Raw genomic sequence first — 24,335 nt, forward strand, 5'->3', positions numbered from 1 at the left:
ATATTCATTATTTTAAAATTTATTGATTAAGAATATTTAATTTCTTTATTCTCTTAACCTTACACAGTTATTATAACCATCTAACATTAAAATTAAATGAGAAAATCCTAATTTTTCAGAGAAATCTTAAATTTTCTAAAAATTCTTTATAGACCTCTTGAAAAATCAGTGTGTACTTATATGTTAACATATCTTACATTTTAAAGAAATACTGTTATAATTTAGATAATATGAATTATTAAAAGAAAGTAGGCATCAAATATGGAGACATTATTTTCAGGAATTCAACCAAGTGGTATCCCTACAATCGGTAACTATATTGGCGCATTAAAACAATTTGCAGATGTCCAAGATGATTATGATTGTTTCTTCTGTATTGTGGATCAACACGCGATTACAGTACCACAAGATAAAATCAAGTTACGTAAACAAATACGTCAACTTGCAGCAATTTATTTAGCGTCAGGCATAGATCCAGAGAAATCAACATTATTTATTCAATCTGAAGTCCCTGCGCATGTTCAAGCTGGTTGGATGCTCACTACGATTTCAAGCGTTGGTGAACTTGAACGTATGACTCAATATAAAGATAAAGCTCAAAAACGTACAGATGGCATCCCAGCAGGCCTATTAACATATCCTCCATTAATGGCAGCAGATATAGTGATTTATAATACAAATATTGTGCCAGTCGGAGAAGACCAAAAACAACATATGGAATTAACACGTAATTTAGTAGAACGTTTTAATAGTCGTTATAACGATGTATTAGTTAAACCCGAAATTCGTATGCCTAAAGTCGGCGGACGCGTAATGAGTTTACAAGACCCTACTAAAAAAATGAGTAAAAGTGATGATAACCAAAAAAACTTTATCTCATTATTAGATGAACCGAATGTAGCTGCTAAAAAAATTAAAAGTGCTGTAACTGATTCAGATGGCATCATTAAATTTGATCGTGACAATAAACCGGGTATTTCAAACTTATTAACTATTTATTCAAGTTTAACAAATGAACCTATTAAAGATTTAGAAGCTAAATATGAAAATGAAGGCTACGGTAAATTTAAAACTGATTTATCAGAAGTAGTGAAAGATTTCTTAGTTGATTTCCAAGAAAAATATAATGAATTTTATAACTCAGATAAATTAGATGACATCTTAGACCATGGTCGCGATAAAGCTCAAAAAGCTTCATTCAAAACATTGAAAAAAATGGAACGCGCTATGGGATTAGGTCGTAAAAGATAATAGCACATAAAAATGAGACAAGGTTATAATATCTTGTCTCATTTTTGTACTTATTTATTAATTATCTTCTACCTTTAGGGTTGAACGCATCTTTAAGTCCTTCACCAACAAAGTTTATGCTTAATATCGTAAACATAATCATTAGTGCAGGTGGCATCCATATCCATGGTTTAGAACTGATGATGTCTCCTTCTTGTGCATCACTTAACATGTTCCCCCATGAAGGAATTGATTTACTAATCCCAAAACCTAAGAAACTCAAACCAGATTCTACTACTATCATTCCAGCAAAAGTTAAAGTGGCTTGTACAATGACCACGCTCAAAATATTAGGTAACAAATGTTTTAAAATAATTTTGTAAGTAGGTGTACCTATAGATTTCGCGGCTAAAAAGTATTCATTTTCTTTTTCTTGCATGACTTTTCCTCGAACTAATCTGGCAATACCTCCCCAACTTAAAACTATAATAACCCCCACTAATATAATAGCTGAGCCGTAAGGATTTTTAATTTTATCACCTAACGCTGCATTTAAAACGATAGCAAAAATTAAAAATGGAAATAGCATTACAAATTCAGTAATCCTCATTAATAATGTATCAAGTAATCCTCCAAAATATCCTGATATTACACCAATTGCTATACCTATAACTAACATTCCAATAGTGGAAACCAGTCCAATTGTAAGTGAAACCCTTCCAGCATAAAGTAATCTACTAAAGTTATCTCTACCACCAGAATCTGTTCCTAACAGGTTTTGCGAAGTCATATCACCTTTAATATTTAATAAATCTTGTTGATTAATTGGTAATGGCGCTAACAACGGTGCAATTATAGAAATAATGGCTACTAAGATTAAAAAGATTAATGAAGCCATAGCAATTTTATTTTTAACAAACTTTTGTAAAGCAATCCGAGTAGGAGAAGACGATTTTTTTACTGCTTTTAAATTATTCTGTTGTTTTTTCTTCATATGATTTTACCCCTTCTCATTTTAATTACTACGAATTCTAGGATCGACAAAACTATATGTTATATCAGATATAAGATTTCCGAATAAGCCCAAAAATGAAAAGAACAACGTTAATGCCATCATTAATGGATAATCTTGACCAGTCACAGATTCTAAAAATAATTTACCAATACCATTAAATGAAAAAATAGTTTCAGTAATTACTGCACCACCTAAAATGCTTACAATATCTGCTCCTAAAAAAGTAATAATTGGAATTAATGAGTTACGTAAAATGTGTTTATTATAAATTTTATTCATTGTTAGACCTTTTGCTTTAGCAGTTAAAACATAGTCTTTATTTGCATTATCTATAATGTCATTTCTCAAATATTGAATGTACCCTGCTGTTGATAATAACCCTAAAGTTAGTGCAGGCAATAAAGTATGATAAAGCTTACTCATATAATAAGCAAAAGTACCTTCTTGAAGATTAATATTTACCGAACCTTGAAAAGGAAATATTGGAATTTGGAAGGCGAATATGTAAATAGCAAAAACCCCCGCAATAAATGAAGGTATCGCTAACATGACATAGTTGAATACTTGTATCGTATAATCTCCTATTGAGTACGCGTATCTACCTGAGATAATTCCTAATGCGAAAGATAATATATAAGTGATGATTAAAGATACGGCACCAAGCAATATTGTGTTGGGTAAGCGTTCGCTAATTAAATCAATTACTGGACGTTTATATTTAATAGATTCACCTAAATTACCATGTGCTACATTGCCTATCCATCTCACATACTGAGTTGGTATAGAATCATTAAGACCTAACTTTTCTTTTTGAGCTTCAATTGCTTCTTGTTTAACATGAGGATTATATTGTCCACTGAAAGGATCACCAGGCTGAATAATCGCCAAGCTAAATACCACAATCGATATTAAAAACAGTAATGGAATCATTAACAGAAATCTTTTTAATATAAGTTTTATCATTTGATATTCACCCTTTCAGTAAAGAAGCAAGCAACATGATGATTAGGCTTAATTTCTTCTAATTTTGGTCTTTCCTCTCGACATTTTGCTTGTGCAATTGGACATCTAGTGTGGAACGGACATCCTTTTGGAGGATTACTTGGAGAAGGTAATTCACCTTCCAACATAATTCTTTCTACCTTTGCTTTATTAAACTGAGGAATAGAAGAGATTAGCGCTTTAGTATATGGATGTTGAGGATTCTTATACAATTCAGTACTATCTGCTATTTCTACCATATGACCTAAGTACATCACTCCAATAACATCACTAATGTGTTTAACTACGCTTAAATCATGAGCGATAAATAAATAGCTTAAGTTAAACTCTTTCTGAAGATCTTTCATAAGATTTAGCACTTGAGATTGGACTGATACATCTAAGGCACTAACAGGCTCATCCGCTACAATAAGTTTAGGTCTTATCGCTAATGCTCTAGCTATACCTATTCTTTGTCTTTGCCCTCCTGAAAATTGGTGCGCATACTTATAATAAGTATCTTCACTCATACCTACACATTTTAATAAGTACATTACTTCATCTTTTAGTTTCTTTTTATCAGCCATATGGAAATTTTGTAATGGTTCTCCTATTATATCCCCAACCATTTGCATTGGATTTAAGGAAGCATATGGATCTTGAAAAATCATTTGAAAATTTTTACGAGCTTCTCTTAATTGTTTACCTTTTAATTGTGTAATATTTATATCATTTATTTTAATTTCACCAGATGTTATATTCTCTAAGCGTACGATAGACTTGCCAAGTGTAGACTTACCACATCCTGATTCTCCTACTAAACCAAATGTTTGCCCTTCTTTAATTGTAAAAGAAATATCATCTACTGCTTTTACATATTGAGTAGGTTTAAAAAGTCCAGATTTAATAGGATAATAGGTTTTTAAATTCTGTATTTCTAAGATGTTATCCATATTTTATTCTCTTCTATTCATCAAATAAATGACAGCGCACTTGGCTACCATCTTTACTTAAAAGTCTTGGTTCTTGTTGTTTACATATTTCCATTCTCACTGCACATCTGTTAGTAAAACGACATTGATTTTTATTAAATTGAGTTATACCGGGCACCATACCATCAATCACTTCAAGGTACTCTACATCCTCATTTAGTCTCGGTATTGTACGTAATAGTTTCTGTGTATAAGGATGTTGAGGATGATTTAAAATTTGATGTAATTCTCCATATTCAACAATTTGCCCAGCATACATAACAATGACTTTATCGCAAAATTCCGATACAACACTCAAATCATGAGTCACCAAAATAATCGACATATTATTTTTTTGTTGTAATTTTTTTAATAAATCCAAAATTTGTGCCTGTATCGTCACATCTAAAGCTGTCGTAGGTTCATCAGCAATTAACAACTTCGGATTACAAGAAATTGCTATTGCAATCATGACTCTTTGACGCATTCCTCCAGAAAGTTGATGAGGATAACTATTCAATACCTCATCTACTCGAGCTATACCTACTTGTTGCAACAGTTCTTTAGCTAAATCGTAAGCCTCTTTTTTACTTTTGTTTAAGTGTAAGATAATAGGCTCAATCAATTGATTTTTTATTTTAAATACAGGGTTTAAGGCTGTCATAGGCTCTTGAAAAACCATGCCAATATCTTTGCCACGAATTTTTCGATACTCACTTTCACTAGCATCTTGTAATTTTTTGCCATTAAAAATGATTTGCCCTTGTGTTATTTTAGATATTTTTTCAGGTAAGAGTTTAACTATTGATTTGTTTAAAATTGATTTACCACACCCTGATTCTCCTACAATTCCTAGTATTTCATTACTTTTTAATTTAAAAGAAATTTGATCAATTGTAGGATACCACTCGTTTTCAATCTTAATTGATGTTTCTAAATCTTTTATTTCTAATAAATAGCTATCCATAATTTGCTCCAATCAATAAACCTCGACTAAAGTCGAGGTTCATCTTTTATTCTTTAGTTATTTTATATAAATCCATATCTGAGCCTATTGAGATATCAACATTTCTCACTTTATCATTGACTACTGTAATAGTATCCAATTGAACAATTGGTAATGCTGGAAGAACGTCATTAGTATGTTTTTGCCATTCTACATAGATTTGTTTACGTTTTTTATCGTTATTTCCAACTTTATTGAAATCTAACGCCTCATCTAATAACTTATCTGAAGTTTTATCTGTTGTACGCATTTCATTTTGTGGTCTATCAGTATGGTATAAATCAGAAGGGTCTGGGTCAGAACCACCAGTCCATGTTCTGAAATAAACTTCCATATCTTTAGAAGCACTAGCTAAGTCATCATTATATTTACCAAACTCAACCATTTTCACATTAGTTTTTAATCCTACTTTTTCCCAGAAATCTTTAATCGCTGCAGTTCTAGGTTCGAATGTAGGGTTTGAACCAGAATAATGTTTTAAATTAATTTCAAATGGTTTACCATTAGGGTCTTCTCTGAAGCCATCGCCATTTCTATCTTTATATCCTAATTTATCTAACATTTTTTTAGCTTTTTCAGGATCATAACTATAGTTATTTAAATCTTTTTGATCGGCAGCAATCCAATGAATAGATGGGACAAAGCTATTTAATTCTTTACCATAACCTTGGTAAAATGCTTTAATCCATTTTTTTCTATCAATTGCATATAACATTGCTTGTCTAAGTTCTTTTTCTTTATATTTAGGACGTTCAGCGCCAGTTTTATTTTTTTCTTTATCATAATCATGAGAAACGAAACCAATTACTGAATAATCAGTACCAGGTGTTGATAAAACTTTAAGTTTACCTTCTCCAGATTTTTTAGCTTCTTTAGCAATACTACCTGTAGTAGAATCAGTCATATCAATTTCGCCATTTTTCATAGCTTTTACAATTTGTGTTTGATCAATTACTTTTAAATTTATTTTGTCTAAACCAGGTTTACCTTGCCAATAATCATTAAATTTCTCTAATTGTACTGCTTCGCCTTGAACTACTTTTGTCACTTTATAAGGCCCAATACCAATTGGATGTTTTCTGATTTTATCTGATTTCGCTAAGTCTTTAACTGCTACATCGCTTAAATATTTTTTACTTAATAATGGTCCAGCGAAGAAGCCTTCAAGATAATTCACTTTTTTATCTTTAAAAGTAACTTCCATAGAATAATCATCTAATTTTTTCAATCCACTAATTGTATCCGCTTGACCTTCATGTTTTTCTTTAGCACCTTCGATATTTTCAACGATAGGGAAATAACTACCTTGATAATCTTTATCTGCTAAAACATTTAAAGTATAAATCCAGTCATCAATTTTCAATTCATTACCATCTTGCCATTTAATGCCTTTTTTAATTGTAAATTTAATCTTCTTACCTGGATCTATATCTTTCCATGAAGCAATAAATGGTTTAGGTTTCATATTTTTGTCCAGTTTAATTAATGATTCATTGTAATAACTTTCAACTGATGAATCTGAAGCATCTGAACTCAATACTGATGATAATGTGCCTGAAGGTGCAGCATTTAAACCAACGTTTAATTCTCCACCTTTATGATTAGACGTTTCAGTTTTAGAGACATCCTTTGAACCTTCATCTTGTTTTCCTTTTCCACATCCACTTAATACTAATACTGCTACTAATAAAAGAACTAGGTACTTACCAATGACTTTCACTAATATCAATCCTCCTGTAGATTCTATGATGTTTGTTTCATTTTACTACTAAAATTTAAAAAGACAACTTATTTTATAGAATTTTCAGAAAACTATATATTTATAAATTCGCAAATATTAATGATGTAAATATGAAAAACCTTGAATACATTTTGTATTCAAGGCTAATGTTAAAATTATTTAATTTTCGTCTTTTTTCTTACCAGTTTCACGGTCAATGGATTTATCGATATAAGCATGTTTTAATGAATAATCGCCACCGATTTGGTGGTATTCAATACCTTTAACTTGTGGGTTTTTTAGAGAAGCTCCACCTTTTTGATAAATTGGTGCTACGGGTGCGTCATTTAAGAATAATTCTTCTGCTTCGCGCATTGTTGCAAAACGTTCTTTAGGATTTTGTAGTAATTCGCCATTAGCTTTTTTCAATAAGTTATCATACTCTTTACTGCCCCATCCAGTATTGTTTTGAGCATTATCTGTAGTCATAGTATCTAAAAATGTAATAGGATCTGGATAGTCTGGACCCCAACCTGATAATGACATAGAATAGTTCATTGTTAGTTCTGCTTGAAGTCGTTGTTTAAACGGCAATTGTTTAACTTTAACCGTTACTCCTGGTAGGTTTTTTTCAATTTGAGATTTAATAAATTCCGCAGAGATTTTAGAGTCTGGTGTATCTTCTGTATTTAAAGTAAACGTAAATTTATCTTTACCTAAAGCTTTTTTAGCTTTTTCTAAGTGTTCTTTTGCTTCTTTAGGATTATATTTTAACGGAGATTTTACAGTACCTGCATAATCTTTTCCATCCGGCGTTTTAGCTGTCTTTTTAGCTGTAAATCCATCGAAAGGTTTAGCTCCCGTGCCAAGCACTTCATTTACGTAATCTTTTTTATTAACTGCTTGTGCTATCGCATATCTCATGTCTTTATTTTTAAATTCTGGTTGCTGTTTTTCATTCATCTTTAAAAAGAATGTAGATGCTAACAGACGTTTAAATAGTGCAGGACTATCTTTATATTTATCTACTTGTTCTGATGTAATACCTGCAACATCTACTGAACCTGTTTCATATAAAGAAGCACCTGCTTGACTATCTTTCAGTATTTTATAATTAACTCTATCTAATTTAACGGATTTTTTATCCCAATAATCATTATTTTTAGTTAGCATAATTTTATCTTCCACTGCCCATTTCTTTATTTTAAATGGACCGTTATAAACTGTTTTATCAGCAGTAGTACCATAAGATTTTCCGTATTTCTTAACTATCTTTTCATTCTGTGGCATGAATGTACCAAACGCTAACATTTGTTGGAAATAAGGGATTGGCTTCGTTAAGTCAATTTGTAAGGTATAATCATCTAAAGCTTTAACCCCTAAGTCTTTAGGTTTTTTACCATGTTTATTTAAGTTAATATCTTCAGCATTTTTAATATCATACATTATGTAAGCATATTCAGAACCTGTTGCCGGGTCTACTGCTTTACGCCATGCAAATACGAAATCATGTGCAGTAACAGGATCACCATTAGACCATTTTGCGTCTTTACGCAATTTAATTGTCCAAGTTTTGCCACCATTTGTTTTTTTAGGTTCACCTTTAGCTACACCTGGTACCGCTTCATCTTTACTATTGAGCGTATATAAACCTTCAAAAACTTGATTATAAATTGTAAATGACACAGTATCAGTAGCTAATGTTGAATCAAGTGTATTAATATCTGAAGATGTAGCTATTCGATAAGTTTGTCCTTTATCATCGTATAATCCCCCACTTTTACTACATGCACTTAAAATGAGCATCATAATGATTAATCCTAATATCACTTTAAAGTTAATTTTTTTCATAGTAAATTCATCCTCCTTCCCCGATTTTTAAACGCTTTGCGCTTGATGTTCTTGTTTTAATTGAGCTGCCTCTTCATCAGTTACAAATACATAATGATCTGGTCTTATTTCTTGAAGTCTTCGCTCTGAATTTTTTGTTTCATCTTCTTGTTGATACGCTACACGTTTACGCGTTCTTTCACTATCTGGGTCAGGTTGAGGAATCGCTGATAACAATGATTTCGTATAATCATGTAATGGATGATAATAGATTTCGTCGGCTGAACCCAATTCGACAATTTTCCCAAAATGCATTACTGCAATACGGTCAGAAATATATTTAACCATTGATAAATCATGGGCAATAAATAAAAATGTAATGCCTCTTTCTCTTTGTAGTTTCAACATTAAATTAACTACTTGAGCTTGGATAGAGACGTCTAGAGCTGAAATGGGCTCATCCGCAATAATAAATTCAGGTTCCACTGCTAACGCACGCGCAATACCGATACGTTGGCGTTGTCCACCAGAAAATTCGTGAGGATATCTATTCGCATGTTCTTTACTTAAACCTACCGTTTCAAGTAAGTCATAAACACGACGCTTACGATCTTTTTTACTACTTGCCAATTTGTGAATATCAATACCTTCTGCGACAATATCCATTACTTTAAGTCTAGGGTTTAATGAAGCATAAGGATCTTGGAATATCATCTGAATTTTTTTATTAAATTTTAATAAATCTTTACGTTTTGAAATCTTTTGAATATCTTGGCCATCGTATAAGATTTCCCCACTAGTAATGTCATTCAACTTAATAATTGCTTTCCCTGTTGTTGATTTACCACATCCAGATTCTCCCACTAATCCTAATGTTTCCCCTTTGTAGATGTCGAAAGAAATGTCTTCAATGGCTCTAACTTCGTTGCGCTTACCTTCGTTAAAGTATTGCTTTAAATTTTTTATTTGTAATAAAGTCTCTTTATTATTCTTCATTGAACGACACCCTTTCTACTTGACGTGGTTTGTCATAATTATTTGGCATATAACGTAGTTTCTTTTTAACCATTTCAGGCGGTTCTACTTTAGGCGCACGTTCATCTAATAACCATGATTTTACAAAGTGAGTCGGTGATACTTTAAACCAAGGCGCTTCTTCTTTGAAATCAATGTCTAATGCATACTGACTCCTTCTTGCAAAAGCATCTCCTTTAGGTGGATGTAATAAATCAGGTGGCGTACCTGGAATTGCGATTAATTCTGTTTCATTACTTGTTGTTAAATCTGGCATAGATGATAGGAGCCCCCAAGTATATGGATGTTTAGGATCATAGAAGATTTCGTCTACATCCCCTGTTTCAATCATTTGCCCCCCATACATTACTGCTACTCTATCAGCAATATTCGCTACTACACCTAAGTCATGTGTAATAAAGATGATTGAAGTATCAATCTTTTTCTGCAAATCTTTCATTAAATCTAAAATCTGAGCCTGCATTGTTACGTCCAATGCTGTTGTTGGTTCATCTGCAATTAACACTTTAGGTTCACATGCTAAAGCTGTTGCGATAACGATTCTTTGTCTTTGACCACCTGAGAATTGGTGTGGATATGCTTTGAAACGTTTTTCAGCATTTGGTAATCCAACTAAATTTAAAATTTCCAATGCTCGTTTTTTCGCTTCCGCTTTACTATAATTACGATGTTTAATTAAAGGTTCCATGACTTGCTTTCCAATTTGCATTGTTGGATTGAGTGATGTCATTGGATCTTGGAATATCATTGAGATATCTTTTCCGCGTAATTTAATTAATTCTTTCTCAGATTTACTTGCTAAATCTTCTCCAAGAAAATCAATCGAACCTTTTTTAATACGACCCGCATCTCCTTGGAAAAGTTTAGTAATTGCTTTTGTAGTTACAGACTTACCCGAACCTGATTCACCTACAATAGCTAATGTTTCCCCTCTGTTTAAATAAAAATCTACACCTCTAACCGCTTGCACTTCCCCTGCAGTAATGTCAAAGGAAACATGCAAGTCGTTGACTTCTAATATTCTTTCTGACATAACGTGTGCCTCCTTTATTATTTACGCATTTTAGGGTCAAATGCATCGCGTAAACCATCACTAAATAGATAGAAAAATAAGATTAATAAACTTAAAATTGTTGCTGGAATAAATAATTCATGTGGGTGAATTAATAACATTGCACGTCCATCATTAACTAATGAACCAAGTGACGTTTTTGGCGCAGGAACACCTATTCCAATGAAGCTTAAGAACGCTTCAAAGAAAATTGCACTTGGGACAGTAAACATTGATGTTACTACAATAGCCCCTAATGTATTAGGTAGAATATGTTTGAAAATTAGGTTGAATTTTGATGCACCTAACGTTCTTGATGCCATAACAAATTCTTGGTTTTTTAATTTTAAGAATTCACCACGAACAACCCTACTCATTCCTAACCATCCTGTAATAGACATGGCTAGAATAATTGTCCAGATTGAAGGTTCAAAGATAAGAACGAATAAAATTACTACGATTAAGTTTGGAATTGAAGCAATGATTTCTAAAATACGTTGCATGATATTATCTACTCGTCCTCCAAAGAAACCAGATATAGCACCGTACACTACCCCAATAAAGATGTCTAATAACGCAGCGACTACACCGATGATTAATGAAATTTGAGCACCTTTCCATGTTCTAGACCATAAATCACGTCCTAGTTGGTCAGTACCAAACCAATAATTATCTTTAGCGCCTACTTCTCTATAGACATTTTTCCCATCACTTCCTGTACCATCAAAAGGTAAAAAGTGAATTTTATCTAATACAGGTATCTTTGCCGGTAAATTACGATATTGAACGTTTTGTTCTGCATAATCATGTTTACTCATCATTGGACCAACAAGTGCCATTAGTATAATAAGAATGAGGCCAATCATCCCTATTAAGGCTAATTTATTTCTTTTAAGTTGTGTCCACGCGTCTTGCCAGAAGTTTCTACTTTCACGTTGCATTTCCGGTTCTTTATTTAAATCTAGCTCTCTTAATACAAAACCAGTTGATACCGCACCTTCAGAGGTATGAGTCATAGCTGCATTTGAATGATCATCAAACGTTTTTTCAAAATTTTTATCTGCCATTATTTTTTACCTCCTTGAACACGGATACGTGGGTCAATTACGCCATATAAGATATCGACAATAAAGATAGATACTATAAACAGCGTACTGAATAATAACGTTGTAGCCATAATTACTGAGAAATCATTTGTTGTAATCGATCTAACGAATTGGTCCCCTAAACCTGGCACACCAAAGATATTCTCAATTGTTAAAGTACCTGTTAGTATCCCTGCTAACATTGGTACTAGAATAGTGATAATTGGAATTAATGCATTTCTCAATGCGTGCCCAAATAACACTTTCATAGAAGAGTTCCCTTTTGCTCTTGCTAGTAATATGTAATCTGAACTTAATACTTCTATCATTTCCGCTCGAATGTACCTTGCTACTGTGGCCATTACCCCTGCAGATAATGCTAATGAAGGTAAGACTGCTGTTGAAAATCCTTCCCAACCTGCTACTGGGAACCAACGTAAACGTACCGCAAACACATATTGTAAAAGTACTGCTAATACGAATGAAGGTACTGATACAGCAATTACTGAAATGACAGTTGTAGTGTAGTCCACCCAAGTATTTTGTTTAGTTGCTGCAGCTACACCTAGGATTAAGCCTAAAATAACCCCAATAACCATAGCTGTCATACCCATTTCCATTGAAGGAATCAATCTCGGTCTAATAAGCTCCCATACCGGTTGATTATGATATTGGAATGAATACCCAAAGTCCCCTGTCACAACATTTTTCAAATAATGAAGATATTGCACTGCTACTGGATCATTTAAACCATACTTTTCATTAAGTATATTCTTTTGTTCAGCACTTAATTTCGCATCGTTAAACGGTGAACCAGGCATTAATTTCATTAAAAAAATGTGATTGTAATAATAATGAACAACGATAAAAACATATAACCTAAACGTTTCAAAACATACCTAGTCATCATGCATCCCCCTTTTTAAATTTTCAAAATTAACATTCCCTTCAAAATTTTCAGAAATATTTAATAACATTATATATACTACTTTCATACAATTGCAATATTATTTTACAATTTATTAATAAAAGAGTATTTTTTTGTAATCTTTAATAAACACATATGTTTTATTAAAATTATTTTTAAAATTCTATATTTATATTATTTATGGAGTAAGTTAAAATAAATTAAATCGTCAACTGGAGGCATTGCTATGAGGAACTTAAAGAACTGGATAATATGGTTGCTAATTACTCCCATTTTATCTGTGATACTGTGGCTTATTTTTACTAATCATTCATTTATCTCATATATCAATTCATTGTTTTACATATCTCTTATTATATTTATAATTATTTTTCTCATTTTGCTTGTTCAAGAAGGTATTTTTGATGCGACGAGTTATGGGTTTAGAAGAATTCGTTATCAACTTTCTTCACGCGCTAAAAAGAAAACGATGGAACATGATGATTTTTTCAATCCTCAACAAGCCAAAAGAGAGACCTATTATATTTCTACATGGGTAGGGCCAGCTTTAATAAGTAATGTTGCTTACTTTATTCTTACAATAATTATTCCCTTAACTTTATAAATGGCTTTCCACACATTAAAAAAGACCATGAACACTCATTGAGTCGTTCATGGTCCCTCATTTTCAAAAATAAAGTATTTACGCTTCAAATTTCTTAAATACTAATACGGCATTGTGTCCACCAAAGCCAAGACTATTACTCATAGCGTAAGTAATATCTAAGTCTTGCGCTTCATTAGGAACGATGTCTAAGTCACATTCTGGATCTGGCGTATTAGCATGAATTGTTGGCGCAATTTTAGAGTCGCGAATAGATAATGCTGAGAAGATGGCTTCAATTCCACCTGTAGCACCTAATAAGTGACCAGTCATAGACTTAGTTGAACTTACTTTCAAGTCTTTCGCAGCATCGCCAAACGTGTTCTTAATTGCTTGAATTTCATACATGTCGCCTACTGGTGTACTTGTACCATGGGCATTTAAATATTGAACGTCTTTCGCTTCAATGCCTGCATCATCTAACGCAGCTTGCATTGCGCGAGAACCGCCTTCACCTTCTGGAGCTGGTGCAGTGATATGATATGCATCACCTGTTGAACCATAACCTACAATTTCAGCGTAAATTTCTGCACCACGAGCTTGAGCTGATTCTAATGATTCAATAACTAAGATACCAGCACCTTCACCCATTACGAAACCGTCACGGCCTTCTTGGAAAGGACGGCAAGCTGTTTCTTTATCATCATTTGTTGATAAAGCACGACTCGCGCTAAATCCAGCTAATGCCATATGAGTAATAGGCGCTTCTGTACCACCTGTAATCATTGCATCAGCATCACCACGTTGGATGATTTTAAATGCTTCACCAATTGAGTTCGTACCTGTTGCACATGCAGTAACAGTAGAACCATTTGGTCCTTTTGCACCTAAATCAATCGACACTTGGCCAGTTGCCATATCAGGAATAAGCATTGGTACGAAGAAAGGACTTACTCTTCTTGGACCTTTCTTTTGTAAAGTCGTATGTGCCACCTCAAATGTTTCCATACCACCGATACCTGAACCGATCCAAACACCAATACGATTAGCATTGTCCTCATTGATTGTTAACTTCGCATCTTCCACTGCTTGACGCGCAGCTACTACTGCATATTGTGTAAAACGATCCATACGGCGTGCTTCTTTCTTCTCCATATGGTCTTCAATATTAAAGTCTTTAAGTTCACCTGCTAAATGAACATTATAATCTTCAGTGTCAACGCGTGTAATTGTATCAATACCATTAACACCTTTTAAAGCATTCTCCCAAGTTGAATGGGCATCGTTTCCGATAGGTGATAATGCACCCATGCCTGTAATCACAACTCTTTTATTCTCAGTCATACATTATATCCTCCTATTTACCCCATTTGATAACCATAGCGCCCCAAGTTAGGCCACCACCGAAACCTACTAATACTAAAGTATCGTCGTCTTTAATTCTTCCATTTTCTAATTCTTGTTGAATACTTAAAGGTATTGAAGCTGCAGAAGTGTTACCAAATCGATTAACAGAAACACTCATTTTTTCTCTTTCTATACCCAATCTTTCGCGTGCTGATTCCATAATTCTGATGTTCGCTTGATGAGGAATAAACATATCAATGTCATCAGATTGTAAACCAGCTTTTTCTACTACACGTGTAGACGCATTGCCCATAATTCTCACTGCGAATTTGAACACTTCACGTCCGTTCATTACTAGTTTACCAGTATCTTTGTTTAAGTATAAGTATTTTCCACCTGAACCATCAGATCCCATTTCATAACTGATGATACCTCGTCCTTCAGAAACTTCACCGATGACAACGGCACCAGCGCCATCACCGAATAATACTGCTGTAGAACGGTCTGTTAAATCCGTAATCTTAGATAATTTATCTGCACCGACAACCAAGATATTTTTATAGTCTCCTGATTGAATATATTGTTTAGCCGTAATCATTGAATACATAAAGCCTGAACATGCAGCCAATTGGTCCATTGTCGGCACTTTACCTGTACCTAATTTTTCTTGTAACATATTTGCTACTGATGGGAATGGCATATCTCCCGTTGCAGTCGCAACAATAATCATATCTATATCAGTAGGTTCGATGCCTGCATCCGCAATCGCTTTTTTACTCGCTTCATAAGCTAAGTCAGACGTATCTTGGTCTTCGCTCGCCCAACGTCTTTCTTTGATACCAGTCATTTTTGAAATCCACTCATCTGATGTATCTAGAAATCCTTCGAAATAGGCGTTATCTACTACTTTATCAGGTGCATAAGCACCGAAACCTTTTATACCTACGTTCATGAACGTACACCTTCTTACTTCATTTTTTAATACCAGGTATTAATTTAACACATTTTTTCTTCTCAACTCAAGTAGTTACACTTTTTTAGTCTTTCTTTTCTTTTTAGGAAAATTAATATAACACACAGCACGTCATGAATTTTAGAACAAATTCTAACACTTACCCTACTACCACTATACAAACAATTCGCTTTACATTAAAATAAAAGTATATAAATTTTGGAGGTCATTTGTATGAAACACCTCATCACATTTATCTGGGCATTAATCTTAACGCAAATGGTTAACTTCGTGTTAAACAGTTTAAACGGCGGAGGCTCTTTAAACTTTATTGCACCAGTCATTATAGCAGTATTCATTACAATTATGATTGCTATCTTAGGCGCTATGATTAAACCAAACGATTTTGCCCGTAAAGGTAACAGACATATTTAATAACACTTATTAAATAGTTCAAAAATACGGTTGATGAAACTTTTAACGTTCTATCAACCGTATTTTTTATATTAAATATATGACTAAATTGCTTACCCTTTCTAACCATTGACTTAAGCTATGCCTAGGGCAAGCGAACCCAACAATATGCAGAACTACTCTGAATCCCTATAAAAAACAAAAAACCTAGAAAGTGCTCCTCACACTTCCTAGGTTTCCCCTAATTATTCATTTTCAGGTTTTTTTACATCAAAAGTTAATTCTTGATTATCATCTAAACCAACATTAACCACAGTACCTTCTGGTAAACTTTCTCTAATCATCATACGTGCTAATGGTGTTTCAATTTGACGTTGTACAAAACGTTTCAATGGTCTTGCACCAAATTGTGGTTCGTACGCTTCTTCACCCAACCATTTTTTAGCGTCATCAGAAACCTCTATAGAAAGACGTTGATCCATTAAACGAATATTTAATTGAGTTAAAATTTTATCAACAATCATACTCATATCGTTAATAGATAATGGTTTGAATAACACGATGTCATCCATACGGTTTAAGATTTCAGGTTTAAAGAAGGCATGTAAGCTATCCATTACAGCTTTTTCAGTGTCTTCAGTAATTACACCACTATCTTTAACGTTTTCAAGTAATACTTGTGAACCAATGTTACTAGTCATAATAATGATAGTGTTTTTAAAGTCAACGCTACGTCCTTTAGAGTCAGTTAAACGACCTTCGTCTAAGATTTGAAGTAACACGTTGAATACATCACTATGCGCTTTTTCAACTTCATCAAGTAAGATAACTGAATAAGGATTACGTCTAACCGCTTCAGTTAATTGGCCACCTTCATCATGACCTACATAGCCTGGAGGGGCACCAATTAATCTAGAAACAGAGTGTTTCTCCATATACTCACTCATATCAATTCTAATCATGTGTTTTTCAGAATCGAATAATGAAGCAGCAAGTGATTTAGCTAATTCAGTTTTACCTACACCAGTTGGTCCTAAGAATAAGAAGCTACCAATTGGTCTATTAGGATCTTTAATACCTGCACGTGCTCTAACTACAGCGTCAGATACTAAGTCTACCGCTTTATCTTGACCTACTACGCGTTCGTGTAAGATATCACTTAAGCTTAATAATTTTTCTCTTTCAGTTTCAACTAATTTAGATACTGGAATACCAGTCCATTGACTAACAATGTCGCCAATTTCTTCGTCAGAAACAACTTCACGAATCATGCGTTCACTGTCGCCTTGTTCGTCTTGGTATGCTTCTTCAAATTCTTTTAATTCTTTTTCTAATTGAGGAATTGTGCCGTATTGTAATTCAGCTGCTTTTTCATAGTTGCTTTCAGTTTGAGCATCTTCTAAAGCTTGACGGCTACGGTCTAATTCAGCACGTTTTTCTTGTACTTTTGCAATTTTTTCTTTTTCTTGTTCTACGCGAGATTGTAAAGTTGCTTGTTTTTCTTTTTCATTAGAAAGTTCTTCTTGTAACTCTTCTAAACGAAGTTTACTTGCATTGTCAGATTCATTTTTCAATGCACTTTCTTCGATTTCTAATTGCATTACACGACGGTTCACTTGGTCTAATTCAGTTGGATTAGAACCCATTTCAGTACGAATCGTCGCACAAGCTTGGTCGACTAAGTCGATAGCTTTGTCCGGTAAGAATCTATCTGTAATGTAACGATCTGATAATTCTGCTGCTGCTACTAAAGCACGGTCTTGAATTCGTACACCATGATACACTTCGTAACGTTCTTTCAAACCACGTAAGATTGAAATAGTATCTTCAACATCTGGTTCGCTAACGCCTACTTTTTGGAAACGACGTTCTAATGCAGAGTCTTTTTCAATATATTCTCTGTATTCATTTAAAGTAGTAGCACCGATACAATGTAATTCACCACGTGCTAACATTGGTTTCAACATGTTGCCGGCATCCATTGCGCCGTCTGTTTTACCAGCGCCAACTAACATGTGAATTTCGTCGATAAATAAGATGATACGTCCATCAGATTCTTTCACTTCTTTAAGTACTGCTTTAAGACGTTCTTCGAATTCACCTCTGAATTTCGCACCAGCAACTAAGGCACTTAAATCTAATTCAAAGATTGTTTTATCTAATAAAGATTCAGGTACATCTTTACGTACAATACGTTGTGCTAAACCTTCAACAATCGCAGTTTTACCTACCCCAGGTTCACCGATTAATACAGGGTTATTTTTTGTTTTACGGCTTAAGATTCGAATTGTGTTACGAATTTCTTCATCTCTACCAATGACAGGGTCCATTTTACCTTGTCGCACTTCTTCTACTAAGTCACGACCATATTTCTCTAAAGCTTCATAATTTACTTCTGGATTTTGTGAAGTCACATGATTTCCCCCTCTTACTTTTGTAATAATCTCTTTTACTACTTCTTCTTTATTACCTACAAATTGTTTAGTTGTGTCATCAATATCCATTGCAGCACGTAGAATGTGTTCCATTGAGATATATTCATCTTCATATTCTTTCATATACGATTCGGCTTTATTTAATAATTCATTAGCTTTTGAACCAATATATTGTCCATATTGAATATTATCTCCTTGCACTGAAGGATAATTTTTTAATTTATTTGTATACGCTTGATTTAATTCATCAGTATCTATATTTGCGCGTTCTAATATGCTTTTAAATAAGCTATCAGTTTCTTCTAAAGTTCCTTTTAGTATAGCTTCAATTTCAATATTTTGTAATTCATTTTCTTTACTCAATTCAACCGCTTTTTTTAATGCGCCTTGAATTGCATATGTCATTTGATTAATATCCAAATTTATTCACCCCTACTTATTTAATAAGAGCAAGATCAAATACTTTATTTTGACTTTGACTTTCTTTGACCTTAATTACATTATAGACCTTCTTTGACTATTAAGCAACAGTTATACTCAGCTTTTTTATTTTTTGAAAAATGCGCGCCACTACTGGTCTCATGCGTTTTCATTAATATCTTACACATCATGTTTTATCACATTATGCCCATAGATAAACATCAAATTTCTCATCTCCCCAGTTTAAAAGTCAAACTTTGACTTATCAAATAAAGACATAAATTAAACCAGTTCAATGAGTCATTTCACTGAACTGGTCTGCCATCTTTATTCATTTTTAGTATTTTTCTTAATCGCTTTAAGAATTTCATCAGATAATGCTTCAACACCACTGTTTTCTAAGTGAACGCCGTCTGAAGCAAAGTATTCTGAATGGCCTTCAGAACGTTTATACCAATCGACTAATGTAACATTCTTATGTGTTTTAGCTGCATCAGCGAGTTGTTTGTTAACGTTGTCTTGCCAATCTCTTGGTACACGTGTATTAACTAAGTAAATTTGTGCTTTACCAAATTTACTAATTAATTGATCTAACTCTTCTTTAGTAAAATCACCATTGGTACCAAGTTCTAAAACAACTTGATCTGAAGGTTTATTATAATTGGTGTAACTATTAGACACAGTTAATGCCTCTTGTAAATGACGTCCAACTTTACCGTCAATCGTAGCTTTTGGAACTTGAGATTTAAATGCCTCTCCAATGTCTACCATTACAGAGTCACCAATTAATAATGGACTAATATTTGTATAAACTTGGTCTTTTTTCTTACTCTTACTTGATGAGCCGTCAATTTTAATATTTTCTCCTGGCATCATTCTCACTAAATATTTGTCTGTTTCATTCGTATTAAATGAATTCGCTTTATTCGCTATTTCATCTTTTCCGAAACGATCAAAAGCACCAGCAAATATTAATAATAATGGAATCGTTAAAATCGCTGTAACGATGGTTCTAATGAATTTAGGTCGTCGCAAACGATTGAATGAGAAAGCTTTAAGCCCTTCTCTTCTAAACGGCGTTTCTACATAGCGATAAGACAATTCAGCAAATAAAACAGTTAAGATAATATCAATGATATAGACATAAGCTGGAATTTGCCCATCCGTATAATGAATATGTACGAAACTAATAACTGCAAAGTGCCATAAATAAAGACTATAAGAGCGTTTACCAATGTAGACAAGTACAGGATGACTAAGTACCTTTGCTAATACCGTAGTTGGATGAACCACGCTCGCAATAATAAATAATGTCATGCCTGAAATGAGGTAGAACCCTCCATTATATATCCATGAGCTGTTATCGCTTACTGTAAAGAATAATATGATTAGCATGACCAACCCGGCGATACCTACACCGTCAATTGAGCGTTGCAGCACTGCTGGCGGATTCGCTTTTAATTTAAAAGGTGGCCACATAAACGCCAATATCACACCAAGTAACAACGTTTGTAAACGCGTATCCGTACCAAAGTAAACGCGAGAATATCCTACGTTTGGTTGTGAAATAATTACCATTGCTAATAATGAAATTAGCGATACAATCCAAAATATCAATGTAACATTTCTATACTTTTTAATCGTCAATAATAAAATGACTAACACAAATGGGAAAAATAAATAAAATTGTTCTTCAATAGCTAGAGACCATAGGTGTTTAAGTGGCATAAATGAAAATTGTTCGAAGTAGTTTACATCTTTCGCAATATACCACCAGTTTGAAACATAAAATAGTGCAGCTAACATATCATGTTTCACGCGAACAATTTGTTGTGGTTCAAATATTAATGTGGCTAACCCAACCACAAGTAAAAGTGCTAAAACAGCTGGGAGTAAACGTTTAATACGTCGTGTCCAAAATTGTCTGAGATTAATAATGCCAGTTTCTTCGTATTCTTTTAATAGTAAACTTGTTATCAAGTAACCAGAAATTACAAAGAATGTATCTACACCTAAAAAGCCACCTTTAAGCCATTGTCGATTTAGATGGTAAATAATAATGCCAATAACAGCTATTGCTCTTAAACCATCTAACCCAGGCATGTAGCGCATTTTAGTCTTACGATGCTTACTTTTGTTTAACTCTAGTTTCATTGTTCACATTCTTTCCCTATAAAATAATAAATTTCATATAAATTCATTACATTTAAAAGCACTGCAAGTTAGGATAAAACGTAAGCCGATGATCATCAACATAAGCGAATATGAGTTATTCTAAACTTTTTAAATATTAATGTGTATGATTGTCGTGTTTTATACTGAGGTGCCTGAACTTTAATGCACGATATAATACTGTATGTCCTTTAATTCAATTTCTCGACTAGTCTACTACATAATAAATATGTGTCTTTTAAAAAATTACTAAATATAACTTTCCCTATGTATCACTTATGATATAAGTCCTATGTATTGTAGTATACCCTATAAACAAATTCAATTTATATTACAATAATGTCATTTCGTTGATTTTGTTTCTTTTTGAAACTGATATTTATTTTATTCATTTGTTTGCTATTTGGTACTGCCTTTTCAAGAAAACAAAAAACAATAGTACAACGATAATGTGTACTATTGCTTCTTCACCAAATCTAGCCTACGCCTAAGGCAATCTTAGCGTATCTAGACATCATATCTTTATTCCATGGTGGATTCCAAACGATATTCACTTCTGTATCTTGAATTTCAGGAATTTCAGCTAATACAGTTTTAATTTGTTCAATAATTTGTGGTCCGAGTGGACAACCCATTGATGTTAATGTCATTTCGACTGTGCATAGACCGTCATCATCAACATTCACTTTGTATACTAAACCTAAATTAACGATATCAATCCCTAATTCAGGGTCAATTACCATTTCAAGTGCACCAAGGATACTATCTTTTAATGCTTCTTCCATTAGTATCACCTCTCAATATTATCTTTCCCTTAATATATCAAATATCCGACAAAACGCCAATAAAATGCTATGATACTACTAAACAAGAAATTTGATGATATGTTACTCAAGGAGATATTTATGGAACCTTATTTAATTTGTTTAGACTTAGATGGAACGTTATTAAATGATAATAAAGAAATTAGTTCATATACAAAACAAGTTTTGACAACATTGAAGAAGCAAGGACATCGTATTATGATTGCAACTGGCCGTCCTTATCGCGCGAGTCAAATTTACTATCATGAACTTAATATGGATACGCCTATTGTTAATTTTAACGGTGCCTATGTCCATCATCCTAAAGCTGATGATTTTGAAACGACACATGAAGTGCTAGATGTTGATTTATCTCGTAACATGATTGAAGCACTTCAGAAAGCAAATGTGACAAATATTATCGCTGAAGTTCGAGATCATGTCTTCATTAATAATCCTGACCCACGTTTGTTTGAAGGCTTTTCAATGGGAAACCCTAAAATCCAAACAGGTAATTTATTAGAAGAATTAGATGAACCGCCTACTTCTATTTTAGTTGAAGCGGAAGAAGTCAATATTCCACGTATCAAACAAATGTTGACTCGCTTCTATGCTGAGAATATTGAACACCGTCGTTGGGGCGCACCATTTCCTGTTATTGAAATCGTGAAACGTGGTATTAGTAAAGCACGTGGTATCGATCATGTGAAGGACTATTTAAATATCGACCCATCTCGCATTATCGCTTTCGGTGATGAAGATAATGATATTGAAATGATTAAGTATGCTAAATATGGTATTGCTATGGATAACGGTTTAGATGAATTAAAACATATTGCTAACCATATTACGCAGTCTAATAATGAAGATGGGATTGGACGTTATCTCAATGATTTCTTTGGCCTAAATATTCCTTACCAAGGATAAATTGTCGATAATAAGTGAGACAGAATTTAATCATTAAATTTTGCCTCACTCTTTTTATGATATAAATAATGGAGGATTATATATATATGACTAAGATAATTGTGGTCGGTGCTGTAGCGGGTGGTGCAACGTGCGCTAGCCAGATTCGTCGACTAGATGAAGACAGTGACATTATTATTTTTGAAAAGGACCGCGATATGAGTTTCGCCAATTGTGGTCTGCCTTACTACATCGGTAACGTTATAACTGAGCGTAAGGATGTCTTACCTCTTACGCCTGAAAAGTTTAAAGACAAGAAAAATATTACAGTGAAAACGTATCACGAAGTAGTTAGTATAGATGATAAAGCGCAAACTGTGCGTGTATTAAATCATCAAACTGGAGAAACATTTGAAGAATCATATGACAAATTAATTTTAAGTCCTGGTGCGAGCGCAAATCGATTAGGATTCGACAATGACATGACATTCACATTGCGTAACATGGAAGATACTGACGCCATTGATGACTATATTGAACAACATCAAGTTAAGAAAGCCTTAGTTGTAGGCGCAGGTTATATTTCTTTAGAAGTTGTAGAGAATTTGCATCATCGTGGATTAAATGTGACATTGATTCATCGCTCTGAAAAGGTAAACAAATTAATGGATCAAGATATGAACCAACCAATTTTTGATGAACTTGAGGCAAACAACATTTCTTATCATTTAAATGAAGAAATTGAAACAATTGAAGGTAAAACGGTAACATTCAAATCTGGTAGAAAAGAAGATTATGATTTAATTATCGAAGGCGTAGGCACCCACCCTAATACTAAGTTCTTGAACTCATCAAATATTGAGTTAGACGATAATGGATTTATTCCAGTGAATGACAAATTTGAAACAAATATTTCTAATATTTATGCCTTAGGTGATGCAATCACATCTCACTATCGACATGTAGATTTGTCAGCACAAGTGCCTTTAGCATGGGGTGCTCATCGTGGCGCAAGCATTATTGCAGAACAACTCGTTGGTAATCGCGAAGTAATGTTTAAAGGGTATCTTGGCTCTAATATTGTGAAATTCTTTGACTATACTTTCGCTAGTGTTGGCGTAAAACCTTCAGAATTAGATAACTTTAACTATGAAATAGTTGAATTAAAAAGTGGCGCTCATGCTGGTTATTACCCAGGGAATAGCGATTTACACTTACGCGTCTATTTTAATAAAGAAAATAGACAATTATTGCGTGCAGCTGCCGTAGGTAAAAAAGGTGCAGATAAACGTATAGATGTATTATCTATGGCGATGATGACAGGCGTCACTGTAGATCAACTGGCAGAATTTGAAGTAGCTTATGCCCCACCATATAGTCATCCTAAAGATTTAATCAATATGATTGGTTATCAAGCTCGCGATATTAAATAAATAAAAACTCGAAGTCAT

At 33.5% G+C, this 24,335-nt stretch carries 19 protein-coding genes and 1 pseudogene; 5 read left to right on the plus strand and 15 right to left on the minus strand.

All coding sequences use genetic code 11. The features are described from left to right. The first annotated feature begins 261 nt into the window (after positions 1-261). Entirely contained in the window at positions 262-1,251 is a 990-nt protein-coding gene (trpS, locus tag CD128_RS09880) for a tryptophan--tRNA ligase (RefSeq protein WP_103329745.1), read from the plus strand. A 61-nt stretch (positions 1,252-1,312) separates the two neighbouring features. On the opposite strand, the gene opp4C is transcribed toward trpS, so the two are convergent. The 10 genes and pseudogenes from opp4C to opp3b all read right to left on the minus strand — a co-directional run bounded on the left by opp4C (position 1,313) and on the right by opp3b (position 12,831). Continuing rightward, complete coding sequence (gene opp4C / locus CD128_RS09885) at positions 1,313-2,224, minus strand: oligopeptide ABC transporter permease (RefSeq protein WP_103329746.1); 912 nt, start codon at positions 2,222-2,224, stop codon at positions 1,313-1,315. Positions 2,225-2,245: 21 nt separating this feature from the next. Beyond that, positions 2,246-3,208, minus strand: coding sequence for an oligopeptide ABC transporter permease (gene opp4B, locus CD128_RS09890; RefSeq protein WP_103329747.1), 963 nt, complete (start codon positions 3,206-3,208; stop codon positions 2,246-2,248). Further along, on the minus strand, positions 3,205-4,179 hold the full coding sequence (locus tag CD128_RS09895) for an ABC transporter ATP-binding protein (protein WP_103329748.1): 975 nt from the start codon (positions 4,177-4,179) through the stop codon (positions 3,205-3,207). Before CD128_RS09895 ends, opp4B begins: the two co-directional genes overlap by 4 nt. A gap of 13 nt (positions 4,180-4,192) precedes the next feature. Beyond that, entirely contained in the window at positions 4,193-5,164 is a 972-nt protein-coding gene (locus tag CD128_RS09900) for an ABC transporter ATP-binding protein (RefSeq protein WP_103329749.1), read from the minus strand. A gap of 46 nt (positions 5,165-5,210) precedes the next feature. Next, on the minus strand, positions 5,211-6,923 hold the full coding sequence (gene opp4A / locus CD128_RS09905; RefSeq protein ID WP_103329750.1) for an oligopeptide ABC transporter substrate-binding protein: 1,713 nt from the start codon (positions 6,921-6,923) through the stop codon (positions 5,211-5,213). 180 nt (positions 6,924-7,103) lie between these two features. Then, complete coding sequence (locus tag CD128_RS09910) at positions 7,104-8,774, minus strand: peptide ABC transporter substrate-binding protein (protein WP_103329751.1); 1,671 nt, start codon at positions 8,772-8,774, stop codon at positions 7,104-7,106. A gap of 27 nt (positions 8,775-8,801) precedes the next feature. Next, a complete protein-coding gene (locus CD128_RS09915; RefSeq protein ID WP_103329752.1) occupies positions 8,802-9,749 on the minus strand; it encodes an ABC transporter ATP-binding protein in 948 nt (315 codons plus the stop codon). Further along, positions 9,739-10,821, minus strand: a complete 1,083-nt coding sequence (locus CD128_RS09920; RefSeq protein ID WP_103329753.1) for an ABC transporter ATP-binding protein — start codon at positions 10,819-10,821, stop codon at positions 9,739-9,741. The genes CD128_RS09915 and CD128_RS09920 overlap by 11 nt, the downstream gene beginning before the upstream one ends. Before the next feature lie 17 nt (positions 10,822-10,838). After that, positions 10,839-11,906, minus strand: coding sequence for an oligopeptide ABC transporter permease (gene opp3C, locus CD128_RS09925; protein ID WP_103329754.1), 1,068 nt, complete (start codon positions 11,904-11,906; stop codon positions 10,839-10,841). Next, positions 11,906-12,831: pseudogene (gene opp3b / locus CD128_RS09930) on the minus strand (oligopeptide ABC transporter permease). The gene opp3C and the pseudogene opp3b overlap by 1 nt, the downstream one beginning before the upstream one ends. 247 nt (positions 12,832-13,078) lie before the next feature. Between opp3b and CD128_RS09935 the strand changes: the two are divergent. Beyond that, positions 13,079-13,456 (plus strand): DUF3899 domain-containing protein, encoded by a 378-nt coding sequence (locus CD128_RS09935; protein WP_103329756.1) that lies wholly within the window; start codon positions 13,079-13,081, stop codon positions 13,454-13,456. 78 nt (positions 13,457-13,534) lie between these two features. Here CD128_RS09935 and fabF read toward each other — a convergent pair whose 3' ends face one another. Beyond that, positions 13,535-14,779 carry a beta-ketoacyl-ACP synthase II gene (fabF, locus tag CD128_RS09940; protein ID WP_103329757.1) on the minus strand — a complete coding sequence of 415 codons (1,245 nt, stop codon included), beginning with the start codon at positions 14,777-14,779 and terminating at the stop codon, positions 13,535-13,537. A 13-nt stretch (positions 14,780-14,792) separates the two neighbouring features. After that, entirely contained in the window at positions 14,793-15,734 is a 942-nt protein-coding gene (locus CD128_RS09945) for a beta-ketoacyl-ACP synthase III (RefSeq protein ID WP_103329758.1), read from the minus strand. A 234-nt stretch (positions 15,735-15,968) separates the two neighbouring features. Here CD128_RS09945 and CD128_RS09950 point away from each other — a divergent pair, with 234 nt between their 5' ends. Next, the gene (locus tag CD128_RS09950; protein WP_103329759.1) at positions 15,969-16,169 is read left to right on the plus strand and encodes a YjzD family protein; all 201 of its coding nucleotides are present in this window, start codon (positions 15,969-15,971) and stop codon (positions 16,167-16,169) included. Between the two features lie 224 nt (positions 16,170-16,393). Here the strand turns inward: CD128_RS09950 and clpB are convergent, their stop codons facing one another. The 3 genes from clpB to CD128_RS09965 form a co-directional block, all read right to left on the minus strand. Then, a complete protein-coding gene (gene clpB / locus CD128_RS09955) occupies positions 16,394-19,003 on the minus strand; it encodes an ATP-dependent chaperone ClpB (RefSeq protein ID WP_103329760.1) in 2,610 nt (869 codons plus the stop codon). 327 nt (positions 19,004-19,330) lie between these two features. Then, the gene (locus tag CD128_RS09960) at positions 19,331-21,157 is read right to left on the minus strand and encodes an acyltransferase family protein (RefSeq protein WP_103329761.1); all 1,827 of its coding nucleotides are present in this window, start codon (positions 21,155-21,157) and stop codon (positions 19,331-19,333) included. A 494-nt stretch (positions 21,158-21,651) separates the two neighbouring features. Then, positions 21,652-21,960: a metal-sulfur cluster assembly factor gene (locus CD128_RS09965; protein WP_011276244.1), complete on the minus strand. Its 309-nt coding sequence runs from the start codon at positions 21,958-21,960 to the stop codon at positions 21,652-21,654. Between the two features lie 120 nt (positions 21,961-22,080). Here CD128_RS09965 and CD128_RS09970 point away from each other — a divergent pair, with 120 nt between their 5' ends. Together CD128_RS09970 and CD128_RS09975 are read left to right on the plus strand one after the other, a co-directional pair. Beyond that, positions 22,081-22,905 carry a Cof-type HAD-IIB family hydrolase gene (locus CD128_RS09970; RefSeq protein ID WP_103329762.1) on the plus strand — a complete coding sequence of 275 codons (825 nt, stop codon included), beginning with the start codon at positions 22,081-22,083 and terminating at the stop codon, positions 22,903-22,905. Between the two features lie 86 nt (positions 22,906-22,991). Then, a complete protein-coding gene (locus CD128_RS09975; RefSeq protein WP_103329763.1) occupies positions 22,992-24,317 on the plus strand; it encodes a CoA-disulfide reductase in 1,326 nt (441 codons plus the stop codon). The last annotated feature ends 18 nt before the right edge of the window (positions 24,318-24,335 follow it).

The sequence above is a fragment of the Staphylococcus croceilyticus genome, assembly GCF_002902575.1.
GTDB classification, from domain to species: Bacteria; Bacillota; Bacilli; order Staphylococcales; family Staphylococcaceae; genus Staphylococcus; species Staphylococcus croceilyticus.

Bases quoted from the DNA above. Each gene is read 5' to 3' on its own strand.
- CD128_RS09970 (WP_103329762.1), top strand. From the start codon at position 22,081: ATGGAACCTTATTTAATTTGTTTAGACTTAGATGGAACGTTATTAAAT.
- CD128_RS09920 (WP_103329753.1), bottom strand. From the start codon at position 10,821: ATGTCAGAAAGAATATTAGAAGTCAACGACTTGCATGTTTCCTTTGAC.
- CD128_RS09895 (WP_103329748.1), bottom strand. From the start codon at position 4,179: ATGGATAACATCTTAGAAATACAGAATTTAAAAACCTATTATCCTATT.
- CD128_RS09910 (WP_103329751.1), bottom strand. From the start codon at position 8,774: ATGAAAAAAATTAACTTTAAAGTGATATTAGGATTAATCATTATGATG.
- opp3C (WP_103329754.1), bottom strand. From the start codon at position 11,906: ATGGCAGATAAAAATTTTGAAAAAACGTTTGATGATCATTCAAATGCA.
- CD128_RS09945 (WP_103329758.1), bottom strand. From the start codon at position 15,734: ATGAACGTAGGTATAAAAGGTTTCGGTGCTTATGCACCTGATAAAGTA.
- CD128_RS09915 (WP_103329752.1), bottom strand. From the start codon at position 9,749: ATGAAGAATAATAAAGAGACTTTATTACAAATAAAAAATTTAAAGCAA.
- opp4C (WP_103329746.1), bottom strand. From the start codon at position 2,224: ATGAAGAAAAAACAACAGAATAATTTAAAAGCAGTAAAAAAATCGTCT.
- trpS (WP_103329745.1), top strand. From the start codon at position 262: ATGGAGACATTATTTTCAGGAATTCAACCAAGTGGTATCCCTACAATC.
- CD128_RS09975 (WP_103329763.1), top strand. From the start codon at position 22,992: ATGACTAAGATAATTGTGGTCGGTGCTGTAGCGGGTGGTGCAACGTGC.
- CD128_RS09960 (WP_103329761.1), bottom strand. From the start codon at position 21,157: ATGAAACTAGAGTTAAACAAAAGTAAGCATCGTAAGACTAAAATGCGC.
- CD128_RS09900 (WP_103329749.1), bottom strand. From the start codon at position 5,164: ATGGATAGCTATTTATTAGAAATAAAAGATTTAGAAACATCAATTAAG.
- CD128_RS09950 (WP_103329759.1), top strand. From the start codon at position 15,969: ATGAAACACCTCATCACATTTATCTGGGCATTAATCTTAACGCAAATG.
- opp4B (WP_103329747.1), bottom strand. From the start codon at position 3,208: ATGATAAAACTTATATTAAAAAGATTTCTGTTAATGATTCCATTACTG.
- CD128_RS09965 (WP_011276244.1), bottom strand. From the start codon at position 21,960: ATGGAAGAAGCATTAAAAGATAGTATCCTTGGTGCACTTGAAATGGTA.
- fabF (WP_103329757.1), bottom strand. From the start codon at position 14,779: ATGACTGAGAATAAAAGAGTTGTGATTACAGGCATGGGTGCATTATCA.
- CD128_RS09935 (WP_103329756.1), top strand. From the start codon at position 13,079: ATGAGGAACTTAAAGAACTGGATAATATGGTTGCTAATTACTCCCATT.